Here is a 22,451-nt window from a genome sequence, read left to right as displayed (position 1 = left end):
CACCTTTCCCCAAGGGTTCCCATCCATCACTATGGGCCCCCATACCCGCCGGTAGGCCAGATGCCCGGCGGGCGGCAAGGGGGCGAGGAGGCGGGTGGATGGCTCGGGCCGACGGGACCGACAAAGGTGTCGAGACCGGGGGCGGGGTTCATGCGGGCGCGTCCGACGCGCGGCTGACCGAACTGCTGCGCACCAGCACCCCCACCGTCTATCCGGCCCTGCAGGAGCTGCGCTCACGCCACCAGCCGGCGGTACTCGACTACGCCCGGCTGTGCGCCGCGAGCGAGTCCGCCGCCCGTCAGCTGGCCGCGCAGGCCTTCACCCTGGCGGCCCGTCAGACCGCACGCGGCACCGGGGGACTGGTCCCGCTGCGGCTGCAACTCCTGCTGCTGACCGGGAAGGTGGCCGCGTCCTGGGCCGCCGACGAGCGGGCCGCGGGCCTCGATCCCGGCCTGCTGCTCGTGCTCAGCGCCTCCGGGCCCGAGGGCCCCGTGCCGCCCATGCTGACCGCCTTCCAGGCGCTGTCCTCCCGCGCCCAGGGCCTCGTCTGGTACGGCATCGTGGACCGGGAGACGCCCGAGCGCACGGCCGTCCTGCTGGGACTGACCCCCGTGGACGTCGCCTACGAGACCGCCACCGCCCTCCAGTCCATGGGCCAGCTCTGTCTGCGCTCCCGCCTGTCCGCCTCGGACGACCCGCGCTGCGGCAACTTCGGCCGGCTCATCGAGGAGTCGGTGCGGCCCGACTCGCCCCGCGACAGCGCCGACCTGCACGCCCACATGGCGCACTGCCCGCACTGCACGGCGGCCTACGAGGAGCTGTCGGCGCTGCGGGACCGCCCGCGCACCGCGCTGGCCGAAGGGCTGCTGCCGTGGGCGGGCACGGCGTACGTCACCAGCGACGCACCGCGTCCCCACGCCCTCGCGGACACGGCGAACTGGCCGCCCTCCCGGCGCTTCCTGCTGGTCGCCCTCGCCCTCGGCGTGGCACTCACCCCGCTGCTCGTCTTCCTCCTCACCCGCAGCGACGCGCCGTCCGCCCCCTCCCGGCAGTCGGTGGGCGCGGTGCGCACACCGACGAGCGCGCCGCAGGTCACGGTCACGGCGACGGTCTCGCCCTCGCCGTCGCCGTCCGTGTCGCGGACGCACAAGTCCCCGTCCCCGACGCACCGTTCCAGCTCCCGGCCGCCTTCCACGTCACCCCGCCCCTCCCCCTCCCCCACGCACGCCCCGAACGGCACCCCGGCCCAGGTCGTGAACGTCGCCACCGGCTTCTGCCTGGACATCCGCGACGACGACCTGGAGAACGGCACCGACGTGGTGACGGCCCCCTGCTCCGGCTCCCGCACCCAGCGCTGGCGCGTCGACACCTCCCGCGGGGTGGTGCAGTCCTCCGCCGATCCCGGCTTCTGCCTCGACAGCCGCGGCGACGTCGCACGGGGCGTGGGCATCTGGGACTGCGACTCCGTGAACGGCGACCACGGCCAGAACCTGCGCTTCACCGTCGACGACGACGGCGTGATCCGGCCCGCGATCGCCATCGAGACCGCGGTGACGCCCTACGACGGCGACGGGGTGGTGCTGCGGCCGCTGGACGGCGGCGCCGCGCAGAGGTGGCGGGCCGGGGCCCGCTGAGGCCGGGGCCGCCGGACGGCGGGCCGCCGGGTCAGCGCACCTGCACGCCCCGCCGCCACACCCCGCCGACCAGCGGCACGCCCGGCCGGTAGGCGAGGTGCACATGACTCGGGGCGTCGAGGACCATCAGGTCGGCGTAGGCGCCGGGGGTCAGCCGGCCGACGTCGTCGCGGCGCAGGGCGCGGGCGCCGCCCGCCGTGGCCGCCCAGACGGCCTCGTCGGGGGTCATGCCCATGTCCCGTACGGCGAGCGCGATGCAGAACGGGACGGACGAGGTGAAGGACGAGCCGGGGTTGCAGTCGGTGGACAGGGCGACCGTGACACCGGCGTCGAGCAGACGGCGGGCGTCCGGCCACTCGGCGCGGGTGGAGAACTCGGCGCCGGGCAGCAGGGTGGCGACCGTGTCGCCGCCGGCGAGGGCGTCCACGTCCGCGTCGCTGAGGTGGGTGCAGTGGTCGGCGCTGGCGGCGTCCAGCTCCACGGCCAGCTGCACTCCGGGGCCGTAGGAGAGCTGGTTGGCGTGGATGCGCGGGTGCAGGCCCCTGGCCCTGCCCGCGGTGAGGATCGCCCGGGCCTGGTCGCCGTCGAAGGCGCCCTTCTCGCAGAACACGTCGATCCAGCGGGCGTGCGGCGCGCAGGCGTCGAGCATCTCGCCGGTGACCAGGGCGACGTACCCGGCCGGGTCGTCGGCGAAGTCGGGCGGGACGATGTGGGCGCCGAGGTAGGTGACCTCGTCGGTGTGCGCGGCGGCGATGCGCAGCGCGCGGGCCTCGTCCGCCACGGTGAGTCCGTAGCCGGACTTGGTCTCGAAGGTGGTCGTGCCCTGGCGCAGCGCCTCGTCGAGATAGCGGGTGAGGTTGGCGGCCAGTTCCTCGTCGCTCGCGGCGCGGGTGGCCGCGACGGTGGTGCGGATGCCGCCCGCGCTGTACGCCCGCCCGGACATCCGGGCGTTGAACTCCTGGGTGCGGTCGCCCGCGAAGACCAGGTGCGAGTGGGAGTCGACGAAGCCCGGCAGGACGGCCCGGCCGCCGGCGTCGACCCGGTTGTCGGTGGCGGGTGCTTTGCTTGATTCACCGGTCCACGCGATGCGGTCGCCGTCGACGACGACGGCCGCGTCCTGGATCAGGCCCAGGGGGGAGCCGGAACCGAGGGAGGGGTCGTTGGTGACCAGCGTGGCGATGTTGGTGATGACGGTGCTGCTGCTCATGGCGTCCTCGGAGATGACGGTGGGTTTCAGGCACGCAGGGCTTCGACGGCGCCGGCCAGCGCCGCGGGCACGTCCGGTACGAGGACGTGAGCACCGTCCCGCACGACGTGACGTCCCGCCACGACCGTATGGCGTACGTCCGCCGCGGAGGCGGCGAATACGGCCGTCTCCGCGCCGAGTCGCGGCGGCGGGCCGACGGTTCTGACCGAGTCGAGCGCGATGGTGGTGAAGTCGGCGAGCGCGCCCGCTTCCAGACGGCCGGCGTCCTGCCAGCCCAGGGCCGCATGACCGTCGGCCGAGGCCGCGCGCAGCAGGGCGGCGGCGGTCCAGTGGCCCCGGCTGCGGGTGCGCAGGCGCTCGTCGAGCTCCATCGCGCGCGCCTCCTCCAGCAGGTCGATGACGGCGTGGCTGTCGGAGCCGAGGCAGAGCGGCGAGCCGGCCCTCTGCAGGGCGACGGCGGGCCCGATGCCGTCGGCCAGGTCCCGCTCGGTCGTCGGGCACATGCAGGTGCCGGTGCCAAAGCCGCCGATGAGCGCGATGTCCTCGTCCGTCAGATGGGTGTTGTGCACGCCGGTGGTGCGCGGCCCGAGCACACCGTGGTCGGCGAGCAGCCGGGTCGGCGTGCAGCCGTGGGCGGCCTGGCAGGCGTCGTTCTCGGCGGTCTGCTCGGACAGGTGCACGTGGAGCGGCGCGCGCCGCTCCTGCGCCCAGCGCGCCACGGTCGCCAGCTGCCCGGCGGGCACGGCCCGTACCGAGTGGACGGCCGCCCCGATCCGCGCGTGGTCCCGCTCCTTGAGCAGGGAACATCGTTCGGCCCAGGCCTCCGCGCTGCCGTCGGAGAAGCGGAGCTGGTGGGTGTCGGGCGCCTCGCCGAAGCCGGAGGAGAGGTAGGCGGTGTCGAGGAGGGTGATGCGGATGCCGGCGTCGGCGGCGGCCGCCACCAGCGCCTCGCCCATCGCGTTGGGGTCGCCGTAGGGGGTGCCGCCGGGCGCGTGGTGGAGGTAGTGGAACTCTCCGACGGCGGTGACTCCCGCCAGCGCCATCTCCGCGTACACGGCGCGGGCGAGGGCGTGGTAGTTCTCGGGGGTCAGCTTGTCGGCGACGGAGTACATCACCTCGCGCCAGGTCCAGAAGGTGCCGGAGCCGACCTGGACGGTCGAGCGCAGGGCGCGGTGGAAGGCGTGCGAGTGGGCGTTCGCCAGTCCGGGGAGCGTCAGGCCGCGCAGGATCTCGGCGCCGGGGGGCGGGGTGGGCACGTCGGTGCGGACGGCCGCGATCCGGCCGTCCGCCACCTCGACGGCGGCCCCCGGCTCGACGTGGGTGCCGAGCCAGGCGTGCTCCAGCCAGTACGTCCGCGTAGGGGGTGCGGTCACCTGCAGGCCAGCCCTTCCAGTACGTCGGCGAGTGCGAGCACCCCGGCCACGCAGTCGTCCTCGGCCGCGAACTCGGCCGGGGAGTGCGAGACGCCCGTGGGGTTGCGCACGAACAGCATGGCGGTCGGAATGCTCCCGGAGAGGATTCCGGCGTCGTGTCCGGCACCGGTCCCCAGGACCGGGACGGTGAGGTGGCCGTCCCGCTCCCCGTCCTTGCCGAGGATGCGGGCGAGTTCGTCGCGCAGGGCGTGGTCGAACTCCACGACGGGCGTGAAGGACTCGCGGACGACGTCGAGGTCGGTGCCGTGGGCGGCGGCGTACGCGCGGGCGGCCCGTTCGACGCCGCCGACGACGGTGTCGAGCGTGCCCTGGTCGGCCGCGCGGGAGTCGAGCCAGCCGCGGACCAGGGAGGGGATGGCGTTGACGCCGTTCGGCTCGACGGCGATCTTGCCGAAGGTGGCCACGGCACCGGCGAGTTCGGCCTCGCGCCGGGCGGCGAGCACGGTCTCGGCGTACGACAGCATGGGGTCGCGGCGGTCGGCGAGCCGGGTCGTGCCGGCGTGGTTGGCCTCGCCCCGGAAGTCGAACCGCCAGCGCCCGTGCGGCCAGATGGCACTGGCGATGCCGACCCGGTCGCCGGACAGGTCCAGCGCCCGGCCCTGCTCCACGTGCAGCTCGACGAAGGCACCGATCCGGGCGAGCCGCCCGGGGTCGGCGCCGATGGCGTCGGGGTCGTACCCGGCGGCCTCCATGGCCCGGGGCAGGCTGATCCCGTCGCCGTCGGTCAGCCGGTGCGCGTCGTCCACGGTGAGCTGCCCGGCGGTGAGCCGCGAGCCCACGCAGGCGAGCCCGAACCGGGCGCCCTCCTCGTCCCCGAAGTTCACGATGGCGAGGGGCTTGCCGAACCGGACGCCCCTGCCGCGGAGTTCGTCGAGCGCGGCGAAGGAGGACACGACTCCGAGCGGGCCGTCGAAGGCACCGCCGTCGGGCACCGAGTCGAGATGCGAGCCGGTGACGACGGCGTCCCCGGCGTCCGGGTCGCCGAGCCAGGCCCACTGGTTCCCGTTCCGGTCGACCTCGTAGGCCAGGCCGCGCCCCTCGGCCTGCTCCCTGAACCACACCCGGCACTCGGCGTCGGCCCCGGTCCAGGCGTAGCGCCGGTACCCCTGGGAGTCGGCGTGCCGCCCGACGGGCAGCAGCTCGCGCCACATGGAGTGGAACGAGCCACCGGCCGAAGACGCGGCCTCGGCCTGCAGCGGACCGCCGCCGCCCGGTTCGCCGGAATGCTGCGTCACGCGCCGTCACCCTCGCGCATGGGCACCCGCACACCCCGTTCGGCGGCCACCGACTCCGCGATGTCGTACCCGGCGTCCACGTGCCGGATGACACCCATCCCGGGGTCGTTCGTCAGCACGCGCCGGATCTTCTCGCCGCCCAGCTTCGTGCCGTCGGCCACCGTGACCTGACCGGCGTGGATGGACCGTCCCATGCCCACACCGCCGCCGTGGTGGATGGACACCCAGGAGGCGCCCGAGGCCACGTTCACCATGGCGTTCAGCAGCGGCCAGTCGGCGATGGCGTCCGACCCGTCGAGCATGGCCTCGGTCTCGCGGTAGGGGGACGCGACGGATCCGCAGTCGAGGTGGTCGCGGCCGATGGCCAGCGGGGCCGCCAGCTCGCCGGAGGCCACCATGTCGTTGAAGCGCTCACCGGCCTTGTCCCGCTCGCCGTAGCCGAGCCAGCAGATGCGCGCGGGCAGGCCCTGGAAGTGGACCCGCTCCCCCGCCATCTTGATCCAGCGGGCGAGGGACTCGTTCTCCGGGAACAGGTCGAGGATCGCCTTGTCCGTCTTGGCGATGTCGGACGCCTCACCCGACAGCGCGGCCCAGCGGAAGGGGCCCTTGCCCTCGCAGAACAGCGGCCGGATGTAGGCGGGGACGAAGCCCGGGAAGGCGAACGCCCGCTCGTACCCGGCGAGTTGGGCCTCGCCGCGGATCGAGTTGCCGTAGTCGAAGACCTCCGCGCCCGCGTCCATGAAGCCGACCATCGCCTCGACGTGCTTCGCCATCGACTCACGGGCGCGCGTCGTGAAGCCGGCCGGGTCCTTGGCCGCGGCGGACGCCATGTCGTCGAAGTCGATGCCGAGCGGCAGGTACGCCAGCGGGTCGTGGGCGGAGGTCTGGTCTGTGACGATGTCGACGGGCGCGCCCTCGGCGAGCATGCGCGGCAGCAGCTCGGCGGCGTTGCCCAGCAGGCCGATGGAGAGCGGGCGGCGGGCGTCCCGGGCCTCGACCGCGAGCTGGAGTGCGTGCTCCAGGCTGTCGGCCTTCACGTCCAGGTACCGGTGCTCGATACGGCGCTCGATCGCGCGCGGGTCGCAGTCGACGCAGAGGGCGACGCCGTCGTTCATGGTGACCGCGAGCGGCTGGGCGCCGCCCATGCCGCCGAGTCCGGCGGTCAGGGTGATCGTGCCCGCGAGGGTGCCGCCGAACTTCTTCGCGGCGACGGCGGCGAAGGTCTCGTAGGTGCCCTGGAGGATGCCCTGGGTGCCGATGTAGATCCAGGAACCGGCCGTCATCTGGCCGTACATGGTCAGGCCGAGGGCCTCCAGGCGGCGGAACTCCTCCCAGTTGGCCCAGTCGCCGACGAGGTTGGAGTTGGCGAGCAGGACGCGCGGGGCCCACTCGTGGGTCTGCATGACGCCGACGGGGCGGCCGGACTGGACGAGCATCGTCTCGTCCTGCTTGAGGGTCCGCAGCGTGCGCACCATCGCGTCGAAGGAGCGCCAGTCGCGGGCCGCCTTGCCCGTGCCGCCGTAGACGACGAGCTTGTCGGGGTGCTCGGCGACCTCCGGGTCGAGGTTGTTCTGCAGCATCCGGAGGGCGGCTTCCTGCTGCCATCCCAGGGCGCTCAGTTCCGTACCGCGCGGCGCTCGTACGGGGCGGGGTCCTGACATGGTCTGCCTCCTAGCGGATTGTTGCTGCCGTTATTCACATCTTGACTTCCTGAATAGAACTAGTCAATACATCCGTCGGCCAGCGCCCGCGGGCCATGGATGTTTGGCTGGACGCACAAGGACACGCCGGACGCACGCACCGGACGGTGCCGTCGGCGCCGGCGACGAGCTCGCGGGGGACGCGGTGGGCAGCGGCATGGACAGGCGGACGGACGGCGGCGACCGGGCGGAGCGGCGCGACGAGGCGGTGCGGGCCGCCGTGGAACAGGGGCTGCTGGGGCCCGGCACCCCCATCGTGGGGCTGCTCGACGTCATCGGCATCCGGGAGGCGGCGGCCGAGCTGCGGTCGGCGTTCGACGCGGTGGTGGCGCCCGGCACGCCGGTGCTGCACGCCTTCGCGGTGAAGGCGACCCCGCTGGTGCCGGTGCTGCGGCTGCTGCACGAGGAGGGCATCGGCGCGGAGGTGGCGAGCCCCGGCGAGCTGGCGCTGGCGCGCGCGGCGGGGACACCGCCGGCCCGGACGGTGCTCGACTCCCCCGCGAAGACCCCGGCCGAGCTGCGCGAGGCGCTGGCCCTCGGGATCGCGGTCAACGCGGACAACCCGCAGGAGCTGGAGCGCATCGACGCCCTGATGCTCCCCCCTAGCCCGAAAGGCATGGGAGGTACCCCCATCGCGACCAGCCGCTCCCCCCTGGGAATCCGGGTGAACCCGCAGGTCGGCGGCGGTTCGATCGAGGCCACCTCGACCGCGACGGCGACCTCGAAGTTCGGCGTGGCCCTGCGCGACGAAGGGGCGCGGGAGTGGGTCGTGCGGGCGTACGCCGACCGCCCGTGGCTGACCCGGCTGCATGCGCACACCGGCTCGCAGGGCGTCCCGCTGTCGCTGATGGCGCAGGGTGTGGCCGAGACGTACGCGCTCGCCGAGGAGATCAACCGGCGGATCGGCCGCCGGCAGATCGACACGCTCGACATCGGCGGCGGGCTGCCGGTGAACTTCGGCTCGGACGAGACGGCACCGACCTACGCCCAGTACGCGCGCCTGCTGGGCGAAGCGGTGCCGGGCCTGTTCGGCGGACGGTACGGGCTGGTCACCGAGTTCGGGCGGTCGCTGCTGGCCAAGCAGGGGACGGTGGTGGCCCGGGTGGAGTACGCCAAGAGTGCGGGCGGGCGGCCCGTCGCGGTCACGCACGCGGGCGTGCAGGTGGCGACGCGGACGGTGTACGCGCCGGGGGCGTGGCCGCTGCGGATCGCCGCGTACGACGGCAAGGGGCGCCCCAAGGACGGCCCCGGGGCCGTGCAGGACGTCGCCGGGCCCGCCTGCTTCTCGGGCGACCTGCTGGCCGAAGGGCGCACCCTGCCCCTGCTGGAACAGGGGGACTACGCCGCGGCGCTGGACACGGGGGCGTACTACTTCGCGCACCACTACGCCTACAACTCCCTGGCCAGGCCCGGGATCTACGGCTTCGCCCCGGACGGCGGCGGAGGCGTCGCCTTCGCGACCGTACGGGAGCCGCAGAGTCTCGACGCGATCGTGGCCGAATCCGGAGGGGCGCACGCGAGCGCGCTCACCACCCTCCGCGCACCTGGACGCCGTTGACACACGCCCGGCAGGCCTGATGGTCAACTGCTGCGAAATCCAGGCAAGTTGACCCACCTTAGTACCCCGCCGCAAGTTCCATCGGAAAATGCCAGATCCCTCACCCGTCGCGCACACGTTGCGTAGTTTCGGCGTCACTCAGCCGTACCGCAGGCGGGAGGGGAGCCACGGTGCCCGGAATCGACGAGTGTCTGCTCGAAGCCATGAGGCTGCCCGGTGCCCGGGGGGCAGCACTGATCGACTGGACGAGCGGGCTGGCCCTGGGCACCGTCGGGGAGTCCCCGGGCGGCGACCAGGAGACGGCCGCGGTGGAGGCCGCCGAGATCGCCCGGCTGGCCGCCGAGCAGCACGCGTTCGCGCCGGACGACGACCTGGAGGCCGGCGTGGCCGCGGACGTGGACCCGCCGGTCGAGGACCTGATCGTCAGCAACCGGGACAGCTACCACGTGCTGCGGTTCGTGGGGGCCTCCTTCGACGGCAGTGTCTTCCTGCACCTGTGGCTGGCCCGCACGGAGGGCAACCTGGCGCTGGCCCGCATCCGGCTGGGCGAGATGGCGGAACGGCTGGTGCTGGCATGACCACCGCCCGGACGGCCGAGCCCCCGCGCCTGCCCGTGCGCGACCGGGCGACCGCCCACACCCGCGCCTGGAGCGGCGTCTCGCCGATGCTGGGCCGGCTCGCCACCGAGCAGGCCACCGGCGTGCTGTTCCGCGAGCACGGCACGCTCCACCTCGCCGAGGGCCTGGTCGTGCACGCCGAGAGCCCGTTCGCGCCCGGCCTGGACGTCCTCCTCACGGCCCGCGGCACCCTCTCCGCCCAGGACTGGCAGCGGGCGCTGAACGAGACGGCCGAGGACCAGGACACCGGCCGCCTCCTGGTCGACGGCGGCCTCCTCGCACCCGGCACGCTGGAGCTGTGCCGGCTGGCGGCCCTGTACGACGCCGCGTACTTCGCCCTCGCCGCCAGCAGCGCACCCGGCCGCTTCCGCTACGGCACCGCGCACCCCGGCCGCCCCGAGCGCCCCGTGCCGGTGGCCGCCCTGGAGCGCGAGACGCTGCGCCGCCGCGACCTTCTGCACCGCATCTGGCCCGACGCGGAGCCGGACACCGCCCCCCTGCTCCGTGCGGACCCGGTGGCGGCCCCCGCCCTCACCCGCCGCCAGCGGACGGTGCTGAACCAGGTGGACGGCGCCCGCACCGCGTCGGACATCGCACGCAGGGTGGGCCGCCTGGCGTTCCACACGCTGGTGGACGTCCGCCGGCTGACGGCGGCGGGCTTCGTGGAGATGCGCCGCGAGCCGCCACCACCACCGCCCGACATGGCTCAGCTGTCGACCGATCCCCACATCACGCTGCTGAAGAGGCTCAGGGATGCGCTGGAGGCCCTTTGAGAGGAGACCCCGGATGTCTGCCGACCCCCACATGCTCGACGAGCTGCGCCGTCTGAGAGCCCGCGTCCCCCAGCTCACGGGCGCGCTCGCGACCGGCCTCGACGGGCGCGTGCTGGCCCAGGACACCCCCGGCGTCGACCCGGACGGCCTCGCCACGCTCATCGAGACCGCCTACGGGGCGGCGGTGAAGCTGGCGGACGCCACGGGACAGGGCGAGTTCCGCGAACTGCTCGTGCGGGGCGTGTACGGCTACGTGGCGACCTACGCGGCCGGCGACGGGGCCGTACTGACCCTGCTCGCCCAGGACCGGGTGAACGTCGGCCGGCTGCTGCTGGAGGGCCGGCGGGCGGCCGCCCGGATCGGCGAACTCCTCGACGGCCCCGGCGCACTCCCGACCCGGCCGAAGCAGGCCAAGCCCGCCAAACCGCCGGCCAAGACGGCCGCCACCCGGACCAGAACGACCCGCGCGCCACGTACGACGACCAGTAACGCGCGCACTGCCACCGATAGTTGAGAGGAACCGAGGAACCAGTCATGGCCAACACCGAAACCTGCCTCAAAGAAGCCCTCGCCGCCATCGAGGGCGCGACCGGCGTCGCGCTCGTCGACTACACCAGCGGCATGGCGCTGGGCACGATGGGGGGCAGCAAGGCCTTCGACCTGAACGTCGCCGCCGCCGGCAACACCGACGTCGTCCGCGCCAAGATGCGCACGATGGAGCACCTTGGGCTGAAGGGCCAGATCGAGGACATCCTGATCACACTGAGCGACCAGTACCACCTCATCCGCCTGATCAGCGGGCGCGGCGGCAACGGCCTGTTCCTGTACCTGGTGCTCGACGCCAAGCGCTCCAACCTGGCGATGGCCCGCCACCAGCTGAAGGCGATCGAGGCCGACCTGGAGGTCTGAGTTCACACGAGCGCCGCGGTGCGGCGCCGCGCCCCGCCCGGGGCCGCGTCGCCCGCCGCGATGCCCGTGCTGCGATACGCCCTGACCGCCTTGCCGGCCGGGCGGCCGCCGTTCGCGCCGAGCCAGTCGACCCGCACCCACAGCAGCGCCTGCCCGTCCCGCTCGCGCCGCCCGAGCCAGGCGGCCTTCAGCCGCAGTCCGGTGCCGGCACCGGCGAGCAGCATGCCGCCCGCGGCCGGCACGGCGAAGGCGCTCAGCAGCGCCACCGCGAACGCCGCCACGAGCCACCAGCGGTGTCCCCTGCGCCAGTTGCGCACGCTGACCGCGCGGTCCTGGAGCACGTCGTGCTTGCCCGCGCGAGCGGCCGACCGGACCAGCGCGGTGTAGCGCCTGCGGCGCCCGTACGACACCGCGGCCGCCCCCAGGACGAACAGCGCGGCCCCGGCCATGACCCCGATCCGGCGCCCGGTGATCCCCGGCACCAGCACCCCGACGCCGGCCGCGAACACCCCGGCCCACCACAGCGGCGCCGCTCCGGCCCGTACCACGACGGCCACCCGGGCCAGTCCCTGCGCTCCACGTGCCACGTTCGGCCTCCGTCCCCTAGCTGCGCGGCATCCGCGGGACGCACGCTAGCGAGCGAAGGTGAGACCAGTCTGAGAGCGCACCGGGTGCGGCGGCCGTCCGGGTGTCACTCCACGAACAGCCCCCGCGCCGCCGCCCGCGCGTCGAACTCCTCCAGGCGGGCCTGCGCCTGAGGCAGGTCGTCGCACATGGCCTCCAGCAGGACCCGGCCCAGCAGCATGGGCGCGCAGGCCGTGTCGAAGGCGAGCCCCGTGCCGACGGCGGCGGGCAGGAGCAGGTCGGAGACCTTGGCGACCGGGGCGAAGGCGGAGTCGGCGACGGTCACCACCGTCAGCCCGGCCTCCTTGGCGAAGGCGAGGGTGTCCACGACCTCGCGCGGATGCCGGGGCAGCGCGAAGCACAGCAGGGCGCTCGCCCCGGCCCGTACGGCGGCCTCGATGCGGTCCTGGATCATCGTGCCGCCCTCGTTGAGCAGCCGGACGTCCGGGTGGACCTTGCCCGCGAAGTACGAGAAGCCGTAGGCCTGCGAGGCGGCGGCACGCAGGCCGAGCACGGGCAGCGGCCGGGAGGCGGCCAGCAGCCGGCCCGCCTTGCGCACCGGACGCGGGTCGGCCAGCAGCTCCGCGAGGTGGCGCAGGTTCTCGATCTCGGCCTCGACGGCCTGCTGGTACTCGTTGTACGAGCCCGTGCCGGACGCCTGCTCGGCGGGCGCGACCTCGCGCAGATGCCTGCGCAGCGCCGGGTAGCCGTCGAAGCCGAGGGCCACGGCGAAGCGGGTCACGGACGGCTGGCTGACCCCGGCCAGCTCGGCCAGTTCCACGCTGGACAGGAAGGGCACGTCGGCGGCCCGGCGCACCATGCTGTGCGCGATGCGCCGCTGGGTCGGCGTCAGCCGGTGCCCCTCGAAGAGCGCCTGCAGCCGGCCCGCCGGACTGTCCACCACGCTCACATCCCTCTCCGCGCTCATGACCCGCTCCCCCTCCAGATGTCCGTGAACCGGTCCAGCAGTGCGGCCGCCGCCGTCACGTCGTCCGTGAGCGGCCGGTCGGCCTGGTCCCGCGAGAGCACCGACTCGGCGAGCCCCAGCGCACGGCCCACCGGCAGGTCCGGCTCGGGCCGCAGGCCGCGCTGGGCCAGCGCCCGTACGGCGGCGACGAGTTCGCAGCCGACGACGAGACGGTACGCACGGCAGGCCCGCAGGGTCTGCCGTGCCGCGAGCGAGGCGAAGCTGGCCTGTTCCTCGACGCCCCGGGAGAGTACAGCGTGGCCGAGCGAGGCGGGAGCGGAGAAGGCGCGCAGGTCGCCGAGGGCCGCCCCGGCGGCGTACTCGAGGATCATCACGCCGGAGGCGGCGGGCTCCTCGTTGGCGAGGAAGGGCCGCAGCCGGGTGAAGCCGGGCTCGTTGAGCGTGGACAGGCGTGACGTCGACAGCCGGGCCACCTGGGTCAGGGCGAGCCTGAAGTGGTCCAGGGCGAGGGCGAGCTGGGCCTGGTAGAAGCCGCCGTGGTGGTAGGCCGCCATGTCCTCGGCGGAGATCAGCGGGTTCTCGGCGGCCGCGTTGATCTCGATCCGGACGACCTCCTCCAGGCCGTCCGCCGCGTCCAGCGCCGGCCCGTGTATCTGCGGCAGGCAGCGGAAGCCGTACGGGTCCTGGATCCGGCCGAGCGGCGGGGTGGGCCGGTCGGCCGCGCCGATCAGCTCACGCATCCGGCGGGCGACGTCGGTGGAGCCCCGGTGCGGCCGGGCGGCGTGCACGGGGGCGGCGTACGCCTCGTGCGAGCCGTCGACGGCCAGCAGCGAGAGCGCGGCGACGACCTGGGTGGCCTCCACCAGCCCGCGCAGCTCGTCGAGGGCCAGCGCGGACTGACCGAGGGTCAGGGCGTTGCTGCTGATGAAGGCCAGCGCGTCGTTGTTGTCGAGCTGCTGCGGCTTGGGCGCGCCCGGCCCCCGCCACGGGGCCTCGCCGGCCAGCGCCAGGGCGGCCTGCGCGAGGGCGGCGATGTCGCCGGTGCCGACCGAGCCGAACTCGTTCACCACCGGGTGGGCGCCGCTCTCCAGCGCCTCGCACAGTGCGGTGACGACCGTGGGCCGCAGTCCGGCGCCGCCCGCGAGGAGCTGGTTGGCGCGGACGGCGAGCATCGCCCGCACCTCCCGCGCGGGCAGTTCGTCGCCGATCGCGCCGGCGTGGCTGCGCAGCAGCCGGAGCCCGTGCTCGGCGGCCGTGTCGGTGGGCACGTCCTCGTTCCGGTTGGCGCCCACGCCGGTGGAGCGGCCGTAGACGCGTCCGGTCGCGGCGATCTGCCGGGCGGCGTCCCAGGACACCGTCACCCGCCTCATCGCGTCGGTGCCGGGCACCGGCCGCGCGTTTCCTTCGGCGAGGCGCACGACATCGGCGATGCCGAGCCCGATCCCGTCGAGGACCACCAGGCCGGTGTGGCCCAGGGATCCCCGGGACACGGCATCCGGAGTGTCCACGATCCGAGACGACATAACCCTCAAACCCCAATCAATATGGACATCCGATCTTGCCCTGCGGTCATCCGTTACCTCGGATTAACTCCGAACCGTTGACAACCTATTCAGATACCAAGAACTCTGCATGACGTTATACAGCCGGGCAAGGGACAACTCATGATCCAGTTCGATGCGGTCCACAAGCGCTTCCCCAACGGCACGACAGCAGTCCACGATCTCACCCTGGAGATGCCCGAAGGGGGCGTGACCGTCCTGGTCGGATCCTCCGGTTGCGGCAAGACGACCACGCTGCGGATGATCAACCGGATGATCGAGCCGACCTCCGGCACCATCCGGGTCGGCGGCCGGGACGTGACCCGGCAGGACGCCGCGGAGCTGCGCCGCTCCATCGGGTACGTCATCCAGCAGGCGGGCCTGTTCCCGCACCGCACGGTGCTGGACAACATCGCCACCGTGCCGCTCCTGCTCGGCCGGAGCCGGAAGGCGGCCCGCGCCCGGGCCGCGGAGCTGCTGGAGACCGTCGGCCTCGCCGCCGACGCGGGCCGGCGGTACCCGCACCAGCTCTCCGGCGGCCAGCAGCAGCGCGTGGGCGTGGCCCGCGCCCTGGCCGCCGACCCGCCGGTGCTCCTGATGGACGAGCCCTTCGGCGCGGTCGACCCGGTGGTGCGCACCCAGCTCCAGGACGAACTGCTCCGCCTGCAGAAGGAGTTGAGCAAGACCATCGTCTTCGTCACGCACGACATCGACGAGGCCGTGCGGCTCGGCGACCAGATCGCCGTGTTCCGCACGGGCGGCCACCTGGTGCAGTGCGCCACGCCCGCCGAGCTCCTCGCCCGCCCCGCCGACGACTTCGTGGCCGACTTCCTCGGCGCCGAGCGCGGTCTGAAACTGCTGTCGCTGACGGCCCTCGCGGACGTGCCGCAGGGCCCGGCCCCCGAGGACGGCCCCTGGAGGCTGGTGCTCGACGGGGCCCGCAGGCCCCGGCACTGGAAGTCCGCCGACGCCGAGATCCCCGTGCGCCCGCTGACCGACGGCGACTCCCTGCTGTCGGCGCTGAACGAGTCCGTCGCCTCCCCCACCGGCATGATCGCGCGCGTCGACGCGGCCGGCGTCCTCACCGGCGTCTCCTCACGCGACGCCATCCACGCTCACGCCGGCCGGGCGCACACCGAAGCGCGGGTGGCGGCATGAGCGTCGACTGGTCGTGGCTGGGCGACCACACCGACGAGCTCACCAGCCTGACGATCTCGCATCTGCAGGCCGCCCTCACCGCCGTCCTGTTCGGCGTGCTGATCTCCCTCCCGCTCGCCGTCGTCGCCCACCGGATCCGCCCGCTGCGCGGCTTCCTGCTCGGCTTCTCCAACGTCCTGTTCACGATCCCCTCGATCGCGATCTTCGTGCTCCTGCTGCCGGTCAGCGGACTGACCCGGACCACCACGGTCATCGGCCTGACGGTCTACACCCTGGTCGTGCTGCTGCGGAACACGGTCGAGGGCCTTGACTCGGTGCCCGCGAAGACCAAGGAGGCGGCCAAGGCCATGGGCACGCGCCCGCTGCGCACGCTCCTGACCGTGGAGTTCCCGCTCGCCCTGCCCGTGATCATGGCGGGCGTCCGCATCGCCACGGTCATGTCGATCTCCCTGGTCTCGGTCGCCACCTACATCGGCGACGGCGGCCTCGGCCAGCTCTTCACCGACGGCTTCCAGCGCGACTTCCCGACCCCGGTGATCGCGGGCGTGGTCCTGACGATCCTGCTCGCGGTCGTGGCGGACGCCCTGCTGGTCGCCCTCCAGTACGTGCTGACCCCCTGGCGCAGGAGGCGAGCCTGAGATGTACGAACTCCTCAAGAACCTCGGCACCTGGCTGACCAGCGGTGCCACGTGGACCGGCTCCGACGGCATCGCCCACCGCCTCGCCGAGCACCTGCAGTACTCGCTCCTCGCGACCCTCATCGCGGCCGCGATCGGCCTCCCGGTCGGGCTGCTGATCGGCCACACCGGCAAGGGCGCCTTCGTCGCGATCAACCTCTCGTCCTTCGGCCGCGCGCTGCCCACCGTCGGCCTGGTCGTCCTGGTCTTCCTGGCCGGCGGCCTGTCGATGCTGCCGGTGTACGTGGCCCTGGTCGCCCTCGCCGTCCCGGCCATCGTCACCAACACCTACGCCGGGATGACGGCCGTCGACCCGGACGTACGGGACGCGGCCCGCGGCCAGGGCATGCGCGGCCACCAGGTCCTCCTCCAGGTCGAACTGCCGCTCGCGCTCCCGCTGATCATGACCGGCCTGCGCCTGGCGCTGATCCAGGTCGTCGCCACCGCCACGATCGCCGCGTACGTCTCCTTCGGGGGGCTGGGCCGCTACGTCTTCGACGGCCTCGCCCAGCGCGACCTGGTGCAGGTGCTCGGCGGAGCGGTGCTGGTCGCCGCGGTCGCCGTCGCCCTGGACCTGGCCCTCTCCGGCCTCCAGCGCCTCCTCTTCCTCCCCCGCTCTCGACGTCGCTCGAGCGGGGGGACCCCCACCCGCACCGCCTAGGGACCCAGACCATGAACCGACGCACCCTCCTCGGCGGCCTGTTCGCGGCCGCCTCCGTCCCCGCCCTCTCCGCCTGCGCGAGCGGCGTCACCTCCCTCGACGGCCAGGGCTCCGCCTCCGGCGGCGGCTCCAGCAAGGGCGGGGTCACCATCGGCACCGCCAACTTCACCGAGAACCAGGTGCTCGGCCACCTCTACGCGGCCGTGCTGAGGCAGGCCGGTGTGAAGGTCACCGTCCGCCCCAACCTCGGCACCCGCGAGATCGTGATCCCCGCGCTCAGGAGCGGTGACATCGACCTCCTGCCCGAGTACCAGGGCGCCCTCCTCAACTACCTCGACCCGAAGGCCACCGCCTCGGAGGAGGGCACGATGCAGAACGCCCTCACCCTGGCGCTGCCCGGGGGCCTGCAGATCCTGCCGTACGGCACCGCCGAGGACTCCGACGCCTTCGTGGTCACCCGCGAGACGGCGAAGAAGTACGGACTGACGTCGCTGGCCGACCTGAGGAAGCAGAACGGCCGGCTGGTCCTCGGCGCCGCCCCCGAGGTCAAGAAGCGCCGGGTGGGCGCGGTCGGCCTCAAGGACGTCTACGGCGTCGAGTTCAAGGAGTTCAAGTCGCTCGACTCCGACGGCCCGCTGGTCAAGGGCGCCCTGCGGAAGGGCGACGTGGACGTGGCGAACCTCTTCACCACCGACACCGACATCGAGGCCGGCGACTGGGTGGTGCTGACCGACCCCGAGAACCTCATCCCCAGCCAGCACATCGTCCCGCTGATCGCCGACCGCAAGGCCGACGACACCGTCCGCAAGGCGCTCGCCCGCCTCGGCAACGTCCTGACCACGGCGCAGCTCACCGAGCTCAACCGCCTCGTCGACAAGGACAAGAAGGACCCCGAGGAGGTCGCGGACGCGTACGCGAAGCAGCACGGGCTGGCCGGGTGACGGGCGGGGCGCCCCGCCCCCGCGGGACGCCCCGAACAGGGGGGCTAACCCCAGTGCGATCGGCCTCCCACCTCCTTACCGTTGTGTTCCATGACGGGAATGGAGACCGGTATGGACGCGCGGGACGCCGAGCTCAAGAAGGAACTGAACGCCACCCTGCAGGCGCGCAGGGAACTCGGCGAGGAGTACGAGTCTGCACTGGTCGACTCGTTCCTGGAGAAGGTCGACCAGCGCATCGACGGCGCGGTCGAGCGCCGGGTGCGCAGGCAGCTGGCCGAGCAGCAGATGGTGGTGGCCCGCGGCTCGAAGGCGCCCAGGCCCACCGACACCTGGGGCGAGCGCTTCGGCTTCGGTCTGGTCTCGCTGGTGCTGGCGATCCCGCTCTCCGCGATCGGCGGCTCGCTCGGCCATCTGCCCGGTCTCTTCGCCACCTGGGCGGGGATCGTCGGCGTCAACTTCGTCCAGGCGGCCCGCGGCAACCCCGAGCTCTTCGGCCGCCGCCGGCGGGACAAGGACGGGGACCGCTGGGAGGAATGAGAAGGATGTGCGCGGGGACCGCCGCACCCCCGCGAACGGGGGGCGGGACGACGGCGGTCCCCGCGAGGGACGCTGACCGGTCAGGCCGGTGTTCGCGTCCAGGCGTCCATGGAGGTCCGGGAGCCGCTCCGGAGGTCCTTGGACGTTCGGTGCCGGCCCGGGCGGGGAGCCGCTCCCGCCCTGCCGACATCCCCTAATCTGCCGGACGCGTGTTAAGCGTGTGCTGCGTGGACGTGACGCGCTCGTACCACTTCCGCGAAGCCCGCGAACGTGGCCGACGGCCGCGAACGCGCCGCGGACACCGGCGGTTCACCCGGGGTTCGCGGTTACTTCCCCTTGGCCAGGAAGGCGAGCAGGTCCTGCCGGCCGATCACGCCGGTCGGCTTGCCCTCGACGAGGACGATCGCCGCGTCCGCGCGGCCCAGCACGGACATCAGGTCCGCGACCGGCTCGCCGGAGCCGACCTGCGGCAGCGGGGCGGACATGTGCTTCTCCAGCGGGTCCTCCAGGGAGGCCCGCTTGGTGAACAGGGCGTCGAGCAGCTCCCGCTCCACCACGGAGCCCACCACCTCGGCGGCCATCACGTCCGGGTGCCCGGCCCCCGGCTTCACGATCGGCATCTGCGAGACGCCGTACTCGCGCAGCACCTCGATGGCCTCCCCGACGGTCTCGTCCGGGTGCATGTGGACGAGGGACGGGATGGCGCCGTGCTCCTTGTCGTCGAGGACGTCGCCGACGCGGGCGCTCGGGCCCGTGTCCTCCAGGAAGCCGTAGTCGGCCATCCACTCGTCGTTGAAGATCTTGCTGAGGTATCCGCGGCCGCTGTCGGGCAGCAGCACCACCACGACGTCGTCCTCGCCGAGCCGGGAGGCGACCTCCAGGGCCGCGACGACCGCCATCCCGCAGGAGCCGCCGACCAGCAGGCCCTCCTCCTTGGCCAGCCGGCGGGTCATCTGGAAGGAGTCCTTGTCGGACACGGCGACGATCTCGTCGGCCACGGTCCGGTCGTAGGCGGTCGGCCAGAAGTCCTCACCGACGCCCTCGACGAGATACGGCCGCCCGGAGCCGCCGGAGTACACGGACCCCTCGGGGTCGGCGCCGACGACCTGGACCCTGCCGTCGCTGACGTCCTTCAGGTAGCGGCCGGTGCCGGAGATGGTTCCGCCGGTGCCCACGCCCGCCACGAAGTGGGTGATCCTCCCCTCCGTCTGCTTCCACAGCTCGGGGCCCGTGGAGTGGTAGTGGGAGAGCGGGTTGTTGGGGTTGGAGTACTGGTCCGGCTTCCAGGCACCGGGCGTCTCGCGCACCAGCCGGTCGGAGACGTTGTAGTAGGAGTCCGGGTGCTCGGGGTCCACGGCGGTCGGGCAGACGACCACCTCGGCGCCGTAGGCCCGCAGCACGTTGATCTTGTCGGTGCTCACCTTGTCGGGGCACACGAAGATGCACTTGTACCCCTTCTGCTGCGCGACGATGGCGAGCCCGACGCCGGTGTTGCCGCTGGTGGGCTCGACGATGGTGCCGCCCGGCTTCAGCTCCCCGCTCTTCTCGGCCGCCTCGATCATGCGCAGGGCGATGCGGTCCTTCACCGAGCCGCCCGGATTGAAGTACTCGACCTTGGCCAGGACGGTGGCCCTGATGCCCTTGGTCACGCTGTTGAGCCGCACCAGCGGGGTGTTGCCGACGAGGCTGATCATCGAGTCGTGGAATTGCACCGTTGTCTCCGGATGCTTGCAAAAGATGTGGCTGTGATGGTGCCGCCAGCCTACGGCTCGCGGGAGCCCGGCACGCGCCGTTGAGATTGGCGAACGGTCGGTACGGGGCAAGGAGTGGATGTACGGCTAAGAGGAGGTGGCGGCGGCGTATGACGAGCATGTCGAGGGCGAGGGTGGCCCGGCGGATCGCGGCCGGTGCGGCATTCGGCGGCGGCGGGATCGGGCTGGCCGGCGCGGCGGCGGTCGGGCTGCTGCTGGCGGAGGTCCACCTGGCCAGGCGGCAGGTGGGCAACGGCAGCAGCGGGCGCGTCCCGGTGGCGGACGGCCTGTACGGCACCACGTACACCGTGCCCGACGATCCGCCCCTGCGCCTGACGATGCTCGGTGACTCCACGGCAGCGGGCCAGGGCGTCCACCGGGCGGGCCAGACCCCGGGCGCCCTGCTCGCCTCGGGCCTCGCGGCGGTCGCCGAGCGCCCGGTGGAGCTGCACAACGTGGCCCTGCCGGGAGCCATGTCCGACGACCTGGACCGCCAGGTGGCCCTGGTCCTGGCGAACCCCGCCCGCACCCCCGACGTGTGCGTGATCATGATCGGCGCGAACGACGTCACCCACCGCATGCCGCCGACCCGTTCCGTGCGCCATCTCTCGGCGGCGGTACGCCGGCTGCGCACGGCCGGTACGGAGGTGGTGGTCGGCACCTGCCCCGACCTCGGCACCATCGAACCGGTCCAGCAGCCGCTGCGCTGGCTGGCCCGCCGGTCCTCCCGGCAGCTCGCCGCGGCCCAGACGATCGGGACCGTCGAGCAGGGCGGCCGTACGGTGTCGCTGGGCGACCTGCTCGGCCCCGAGTTCGAGGCCAACCCCCGGGAGCTCTTCGGCCCCGACAACTACCACCCCTCGGCCGAGGGGTACGCCACGGCCGCCATGGCCGTCCTCCCGACGGTCTGCGCGGCCCTCGGCCTCTGGCCGGACGAGGAGGAGCGCCCCGACGTCTCCCGGCGCGAGGGCTTCCTCCCGGTCGCCCGGGCGGCGGCGGAGGCCGCCTCCGAGGCGGGCACCGAGGTCACCGCGGCGATGCCCACGGGGCCGCGCGGTCCCTGGGCGCTGCTCAAGCGCCGGCGCAGGCGCCGGGTGCAGGAGCCGGAGACGGCACCGTCCCGCACCAGGCTGTCCGGCGGCACCGCGTCCAAGGGAGCATGAGCAAAGCAAGCGCTTAGTAAATTGCGGCCAGGGTCACACCGCTCTACCCGTGACCCCGGCCATACGTACGGGTAACTTCCCAAGCAGCCCTGCCCATCCCCACACGTACGCCAATGGAGCCGTGATGCCCGAAGCCGTGATCGTCTCGACCGCCCGCTCCCCCATCGGCCGCGCCTTCAAGGGCTCCCTCAAGGATCTGCGCCCCGACGACCTCGCCGCCACGATCATCCAGGCCGCCCTCGCCAAGGTCCCCGAGCTGAACCCCGAGGACATCGAGGACCTGATGCTCGGCTGCGGCCTGCCCGGCGGCGAGCAGGGCAACAACCTCGGCCGCATCGTGGCCGTGCAGATGGGAATGGACCACCTCCCGGGCTGCACCATCACCCGGTACTGCTCCTCCTCGCTGCAGACCTCCCGGATGGCCCTGCACGCCATCAAGGCCGGCGAGGGCGACGTCTTCATCTCGGCCGGCGTCGAGATGGTCTCCCGGTTCGTGAAGGGGAACTCCGACAGCCTCCCCGACACGCACAACCCCCTCTTCGCCGAGGCCGAGGCCCGCACCGCCGAGGTCGCCGCCCAGGAGGGCACCGGCTGGCACGACCCGCGCGAGGACGGCCTGGTCCCCGACCCCTACATCGCGATGGGCCAGACCGCCGAGAACCTGGCCCGCCTCAAGGGCGTCACCCGCCAGGACATGGACGAGTTCGGCGTCCGCTCGCAGAACCTCGCGGAGGAGGCCATCAAGAACGGCTTCTGGGAGCGCGAGATCACCCCGGTGACGCTGCCCGACGGCACGGTCGTCGCCAAGGACGACGGACCGCGGGCCGGCGTCACGATGGAGGGCGTCGCGGGCCTCAAGCCGGTCTTCCGCCCCGACGGCCTGGTCACCGCCGGCAACTGCTGCCCGCTCAACGACGGCGCGGCGGCCGTGGTCGTCATGAGCGACACCAAGGCCCGCGAGCTCGGGCTCACCCCGCTCGCCCGCATCGTGTCCACCGGCGTCTCGGGCCTGTCCCCCGAGATCATGGGCCTCGGCCCGGTCGAGGCGAGCAAGCAGGCCCTGAGCCGCGCCGGCCTGACCATCGGCGACATCGACCTGGTCGAGATCAACGAGGCCTTCGCCGCCCAGGTGATCCCCTCCTACCGCGACCTCGGCATCCCGCTGGAGAAGCTGAACGTCAACGGCGGCGCCATCGCCGTCGGCCACCCCTTCGGCATGACCGGTGCCCGCATCACCGGCACGCTGATCAACTCCCTCCAGTTCCACGACAAGCAGTTCGGTCTGGAGACGATGTGCGTCGGCGGCGGCCAGGGCATGGCGATGATCGTCGAGCGTCTGAGCTGACCTCTCGGTAACCGCCATAGCACACACCGTGATTCGATGGCCCGGAGTCCGGGAATCCC

The 22,451-nt window shown here is 73.2% G+C and carries 21 protein-coding genes; 13 read left to right on the top strand and 8 right to left on the bottom strand.

The window, feature by feature from the left end:
• Positions 1 to 98: 98 nt before the first annotated feature.
• Positions 99 to 1,634 (top strand): RICIN domain-containing protein, encoded by a 1,536-nt coding sequence (locus ACIRPX_RS08485; RefSeq protein ID WP_404190101.1) that lies wholly within the window; start codon positions 99 to 101, stop codon positions 1,632 to 1,634.
• A 31-nt stretch (positions 1,635 to 1,665) separates the two neighbouring features.
• Here the strand turns inward: ACIRPX_RS08485 and hutI are convergent, their stop codons facing one another.
• The 4 genes from hutI to hutU form a co-directional block, all read right to left on the bottom strand.
• On the bottom strand, positions 1,666 to 2,841 hold the full coding sequence (gene hutI / locus ACIRPX_RS08480; RefSeq protein ID WP_404190098.1) for an imidazolonepropionase: 1,176 nt from the start codon (positions 2,839 to 2,841) through the stop codon (positions 1,666 to 1,668).
• A gap of 26 nt (positions 2,842 to 2,867) precedes the next feature.
• Positions 2,868 to 4,214, bottom strand: coding sequence for a formimidoylglutamate deiminase (locus ACIRPX_RS08475; RefSeq protein WP_404190095.1), 1,347 nt, complete (start codon positions 4,212 to 4,214; stop codon positions 2,868 to 2,870).
• Complete coding sequence (locus ACIRPX_RS08470; protein ID WP_404190277.1) at positions 4,211 to 5,425, bottom strand: allantoate amidohydrolase; 1,215 nt, start codon at positions 5,423 to 5,425, stop codon at positions 4,211 to 4,213. The genes ACIRPX_RS08475 and ACIRPX_RS08470 overlap by 4 nt, the downstream gene beginning before the upstream one ends.
• 80 nt (positions 5,426 to 5,505) lie before the next feature.
• On the bottom strand, positions 5,506 to 7,170 hold the full coding sequence (hutU, locus tag ACIRPX_RS08465; protein ID WP_404190093.1) for a urocanate hydratase: 1,665 nt from the start codon (positions 7,168 to 7,170) through the stop codon (positions 5,506 to 5,508).
• Between the two features lie 196 nt (positions 7,171 to 7,366).
• Between hutU and ACIRPX_RS08460 the strand changes: the two genes are divergently transcribed.
• The 5 genes from ACIRPX_RS08460 (at position 7,367) to ACIRPX_RS08440 (ending at position 11,066) form a co-directional block, all read left to right on the top strand.
• Positions 7,367 to 8,767: a diaminopimelate decarboxylase gene (locus ACIRPX_RS08460; RefSeq protein ID WP_404190274.1), complete on the top strand. Its 1,401-nt coding sequence runs from the start codon at positions 7,367 to 7,369 to the stop codon at positions 8,765 to 8,767.
• 170 nt (positions 8,768 to 8,937) lie between these two features.
• On the top strand, positions 8,938 to 9,345 hold the full coding sequence (locus ACIRPX_RS08455; RefSeq protein WP_404190091.1) for a hypothetical protein: 408 nt from the start codon (positions 8,938 to 8,940) through the stop codon (positions 9,343 to 9,345).
• Complete coding sequence (locus tag ACIRPX_RS08450; RefSeq protein WP_404190088.1) at positions 9,342 to 10,157, top strand: transcriptional regulator; 816 nt, start codon at positions 9,342 to 9,344, stop codon at positions 10,155 to 10,157. Before ACIRPX_RS08455 ends, ACIRPX_RS08450 begins: the two co-directional genes overlap by 4 nt.
• A gap of 13 nt (positions 10,158 to 10,170) precedes the next feature.
• A complete protein-coding gene (locus ACIRPX_RS08445) occupies positions 10,171 to 10,671 on the top strand; it encodes a roadblock/LC7 domain-containing protein (protein ID WP_404190085.1) in 501 nt (166 codons plus the stop codon).
• A 20-nt stretch (positions 10,672 to 10,691) separates the two neighbouring features.
• A complete protein-coding gene (locus tag ACIRPX_RS08440) occupies positions 10,692 to 11,066 on the top strand; it encodes a hypothetical protein (RefSeq protein ID WP_404190082.1) in 375 nt (124 codons plus the stop codon).
• Positions 11,067 to 11,068: 2 nt separating this feature from the next.
• Here the strand turns inward: ACIRPX_RS08440 and ACIRPX_RS08435 are convergent, their stop codons facing one another.
• From ACIRPX_RS08435 to ACIRPX_RS08425, 3 genes are all read right to left on the bottom strand, one after another.
• Positions 11,069 to 11,653 carry a hypothetical protein gene (locus tag ACIRPX_RS08435; RefSeq protein WP_404190080.1) on the bottom strand — a complete coding sequence of 195 codons (585 nt, stop codon included), beginning with the start codon at positions 11,651 to 11,653 and terminating at the stop codon, positions 11,069 to 11,071.
• A gap of 104 nt (positions 11,654 to 11,757) precedes the next feature.
• Positions 11,758 to 12,618, bottom strand: coding sequence for a MurR/RpiR family transcriptional regulator (locus ACIRPX_RS08430; protein WP_404190078.1), 861 nt, complete (start codon positions 12,616 to 12,618; stop codon positions 11,758 to 11,760).
• Entirely contained in the window at positions 12,615 to 14,141 is a 1,527-nt protein-coding gene (locus ACIRPX_RS08425; RefSeq protein ID WP_404190075.1) for an aromatic amino acid ammonia-lyase, read from the bottom strand. Before ACIRPX_RS08425 ends, ACIRPX_RS08430 begins: the two co-directional genes overlap by 4 nt.
• Positions 14,142 to 14,282: 141 nt before the next feature.
• On the opposite strand from ACIRPX_RS08425, the gene ACIRPX_RS08420 reads away from it, so the two are divergent.
• The 5 genes from ACIRPX_RS08420 to ACIRPX_RS08400 all read left to right on the top strand — a co-directional run bounded on the left by ACIRPX_RS08420 (position 14,283) and on the right by ACIRPX_RS08400 (position 18,133).
• Entirely contained in the window at positions 14,283 to 15,317 is a 1,035-nt protein-coding gene (locus ACIRPX_RS08420) for an ABC transporter ATP-binding protein (protein ID WP_404190072.1), read from the top strand.
• The gene (locus tag ACIRPX_RS08415; protein ID WP_404190070.1) at positions 15,314 to 15,955 is read left to right on the top strand and encodes an ABC transporter permease; all 642 of its coding nucleotides are present in this window, start codon (positions 15,314 to 15,316) and stop codon (positions 15,953 to 15,955) included. The genes ACIRPX_RS08420 and ACIRPX_RS08415 overlap by 4 nt, the downstream gene beginning before the upstream one ends.
• 1 nt (position 15,956) lies before the next feature.
• Positions 15,957 to 16,655, top strand: coding sequence for an ABC transporter permease (locus tag ACIRPX_RS08410; RefSeq protein WP_404190067.1), 699 nt, complete (start codon positions 15,957 to 15,959; stop codon positions 16,653 to 16,655).
• An 11-nt stretch (positions 16,656 to 16,666) separates the two neighbouring features.
• A complete protein-coding gene (locus tag ACIRPX_RS08405; RefSeq protein ID WP_404190064.1) occupies positions 16,667 to 17,596 on the top strand; it encodes an ABC transporter substrate-binding protein in 930 nt (309 codons plus the stop codon).
• Between the two features lie 111 nt (positions 17,597 to 17,707).
• The gene (locus ACIRPX_RS08400) at positions 17,708 to 18,133 is read left to right on the top strand and encodes a hypothetical protein (protein ID WP_404190271.1); all 426 of its coding nucleotides are present in this window, start codon (positions 17,708 to 17,710) and stop codon (positions 18,131 to 18,133) included.
• A 326-nt stretch (positions 18,134 to 18,459) separates the two neighbouring features.
• On the opposite strand, the gene ACIRPX_RS08395 is transcribed toward ACIRPX_RS08400, so the two are convergent.
• Complete coding sequence (locus ACIRPX_RS08395) at positions 18,460 to 19,845, bottom strand: cystathionine beta-synthase (RefSeq protein WP_404190062.1); 1,386 nt, start codon at positions 19,843 to 19,845, stop codon at positions 18,460 to 18,462.
• Between the two features lie 149 nt (positions 19,846 to 19,994).
• Between ACIRPX_RS08395 and ACIRPX_RS08390 the strand changes: the two genes are divergently transcribed.
• Complete coding sequence (locus ACIRPX_RS08390) at positions 19,995 to 21,047, top strand: SGNH/GDSL hydrolase family protein (protein WP_404190059.1); 1,053 nt, start codon at positions 19,995 to 19,997, stop codon at positions 21,045 to 21,047.
• Positions 21,048 to 21,171: 124 nt separating this feature from the next.
• The gene (locus ACIRPX_RS08385; protein ID WP_404190056.1) at positions 21,172 to 22,392 is read left to right on the top strand and encodes an acetyl-CoA C-acetyltransferase; all 1,221 of its coding nucleotides are present in this window, start codon (positions 21,172 to 21,174) and stop codon (positions 22,390 to 22,392) included.
• The last annotated feature ends 59 nt before the right edge of the window (positions 22,393 to 22,451 follow it).

Source organism: Streptomyces sp. NPDC101225 (assembly GCF_044767585.1).
Taxonomy (GTDB): domain Bacteria; phylum Actinomycetota; class Actinomycetes; order Streptomycetales; family Streptomycetaceae; genus Streptomyces.
Note: the sequence above shows the minus strand (reverse complement) of the source record. Positions and strands in the feature narration are given on the sequence as shown.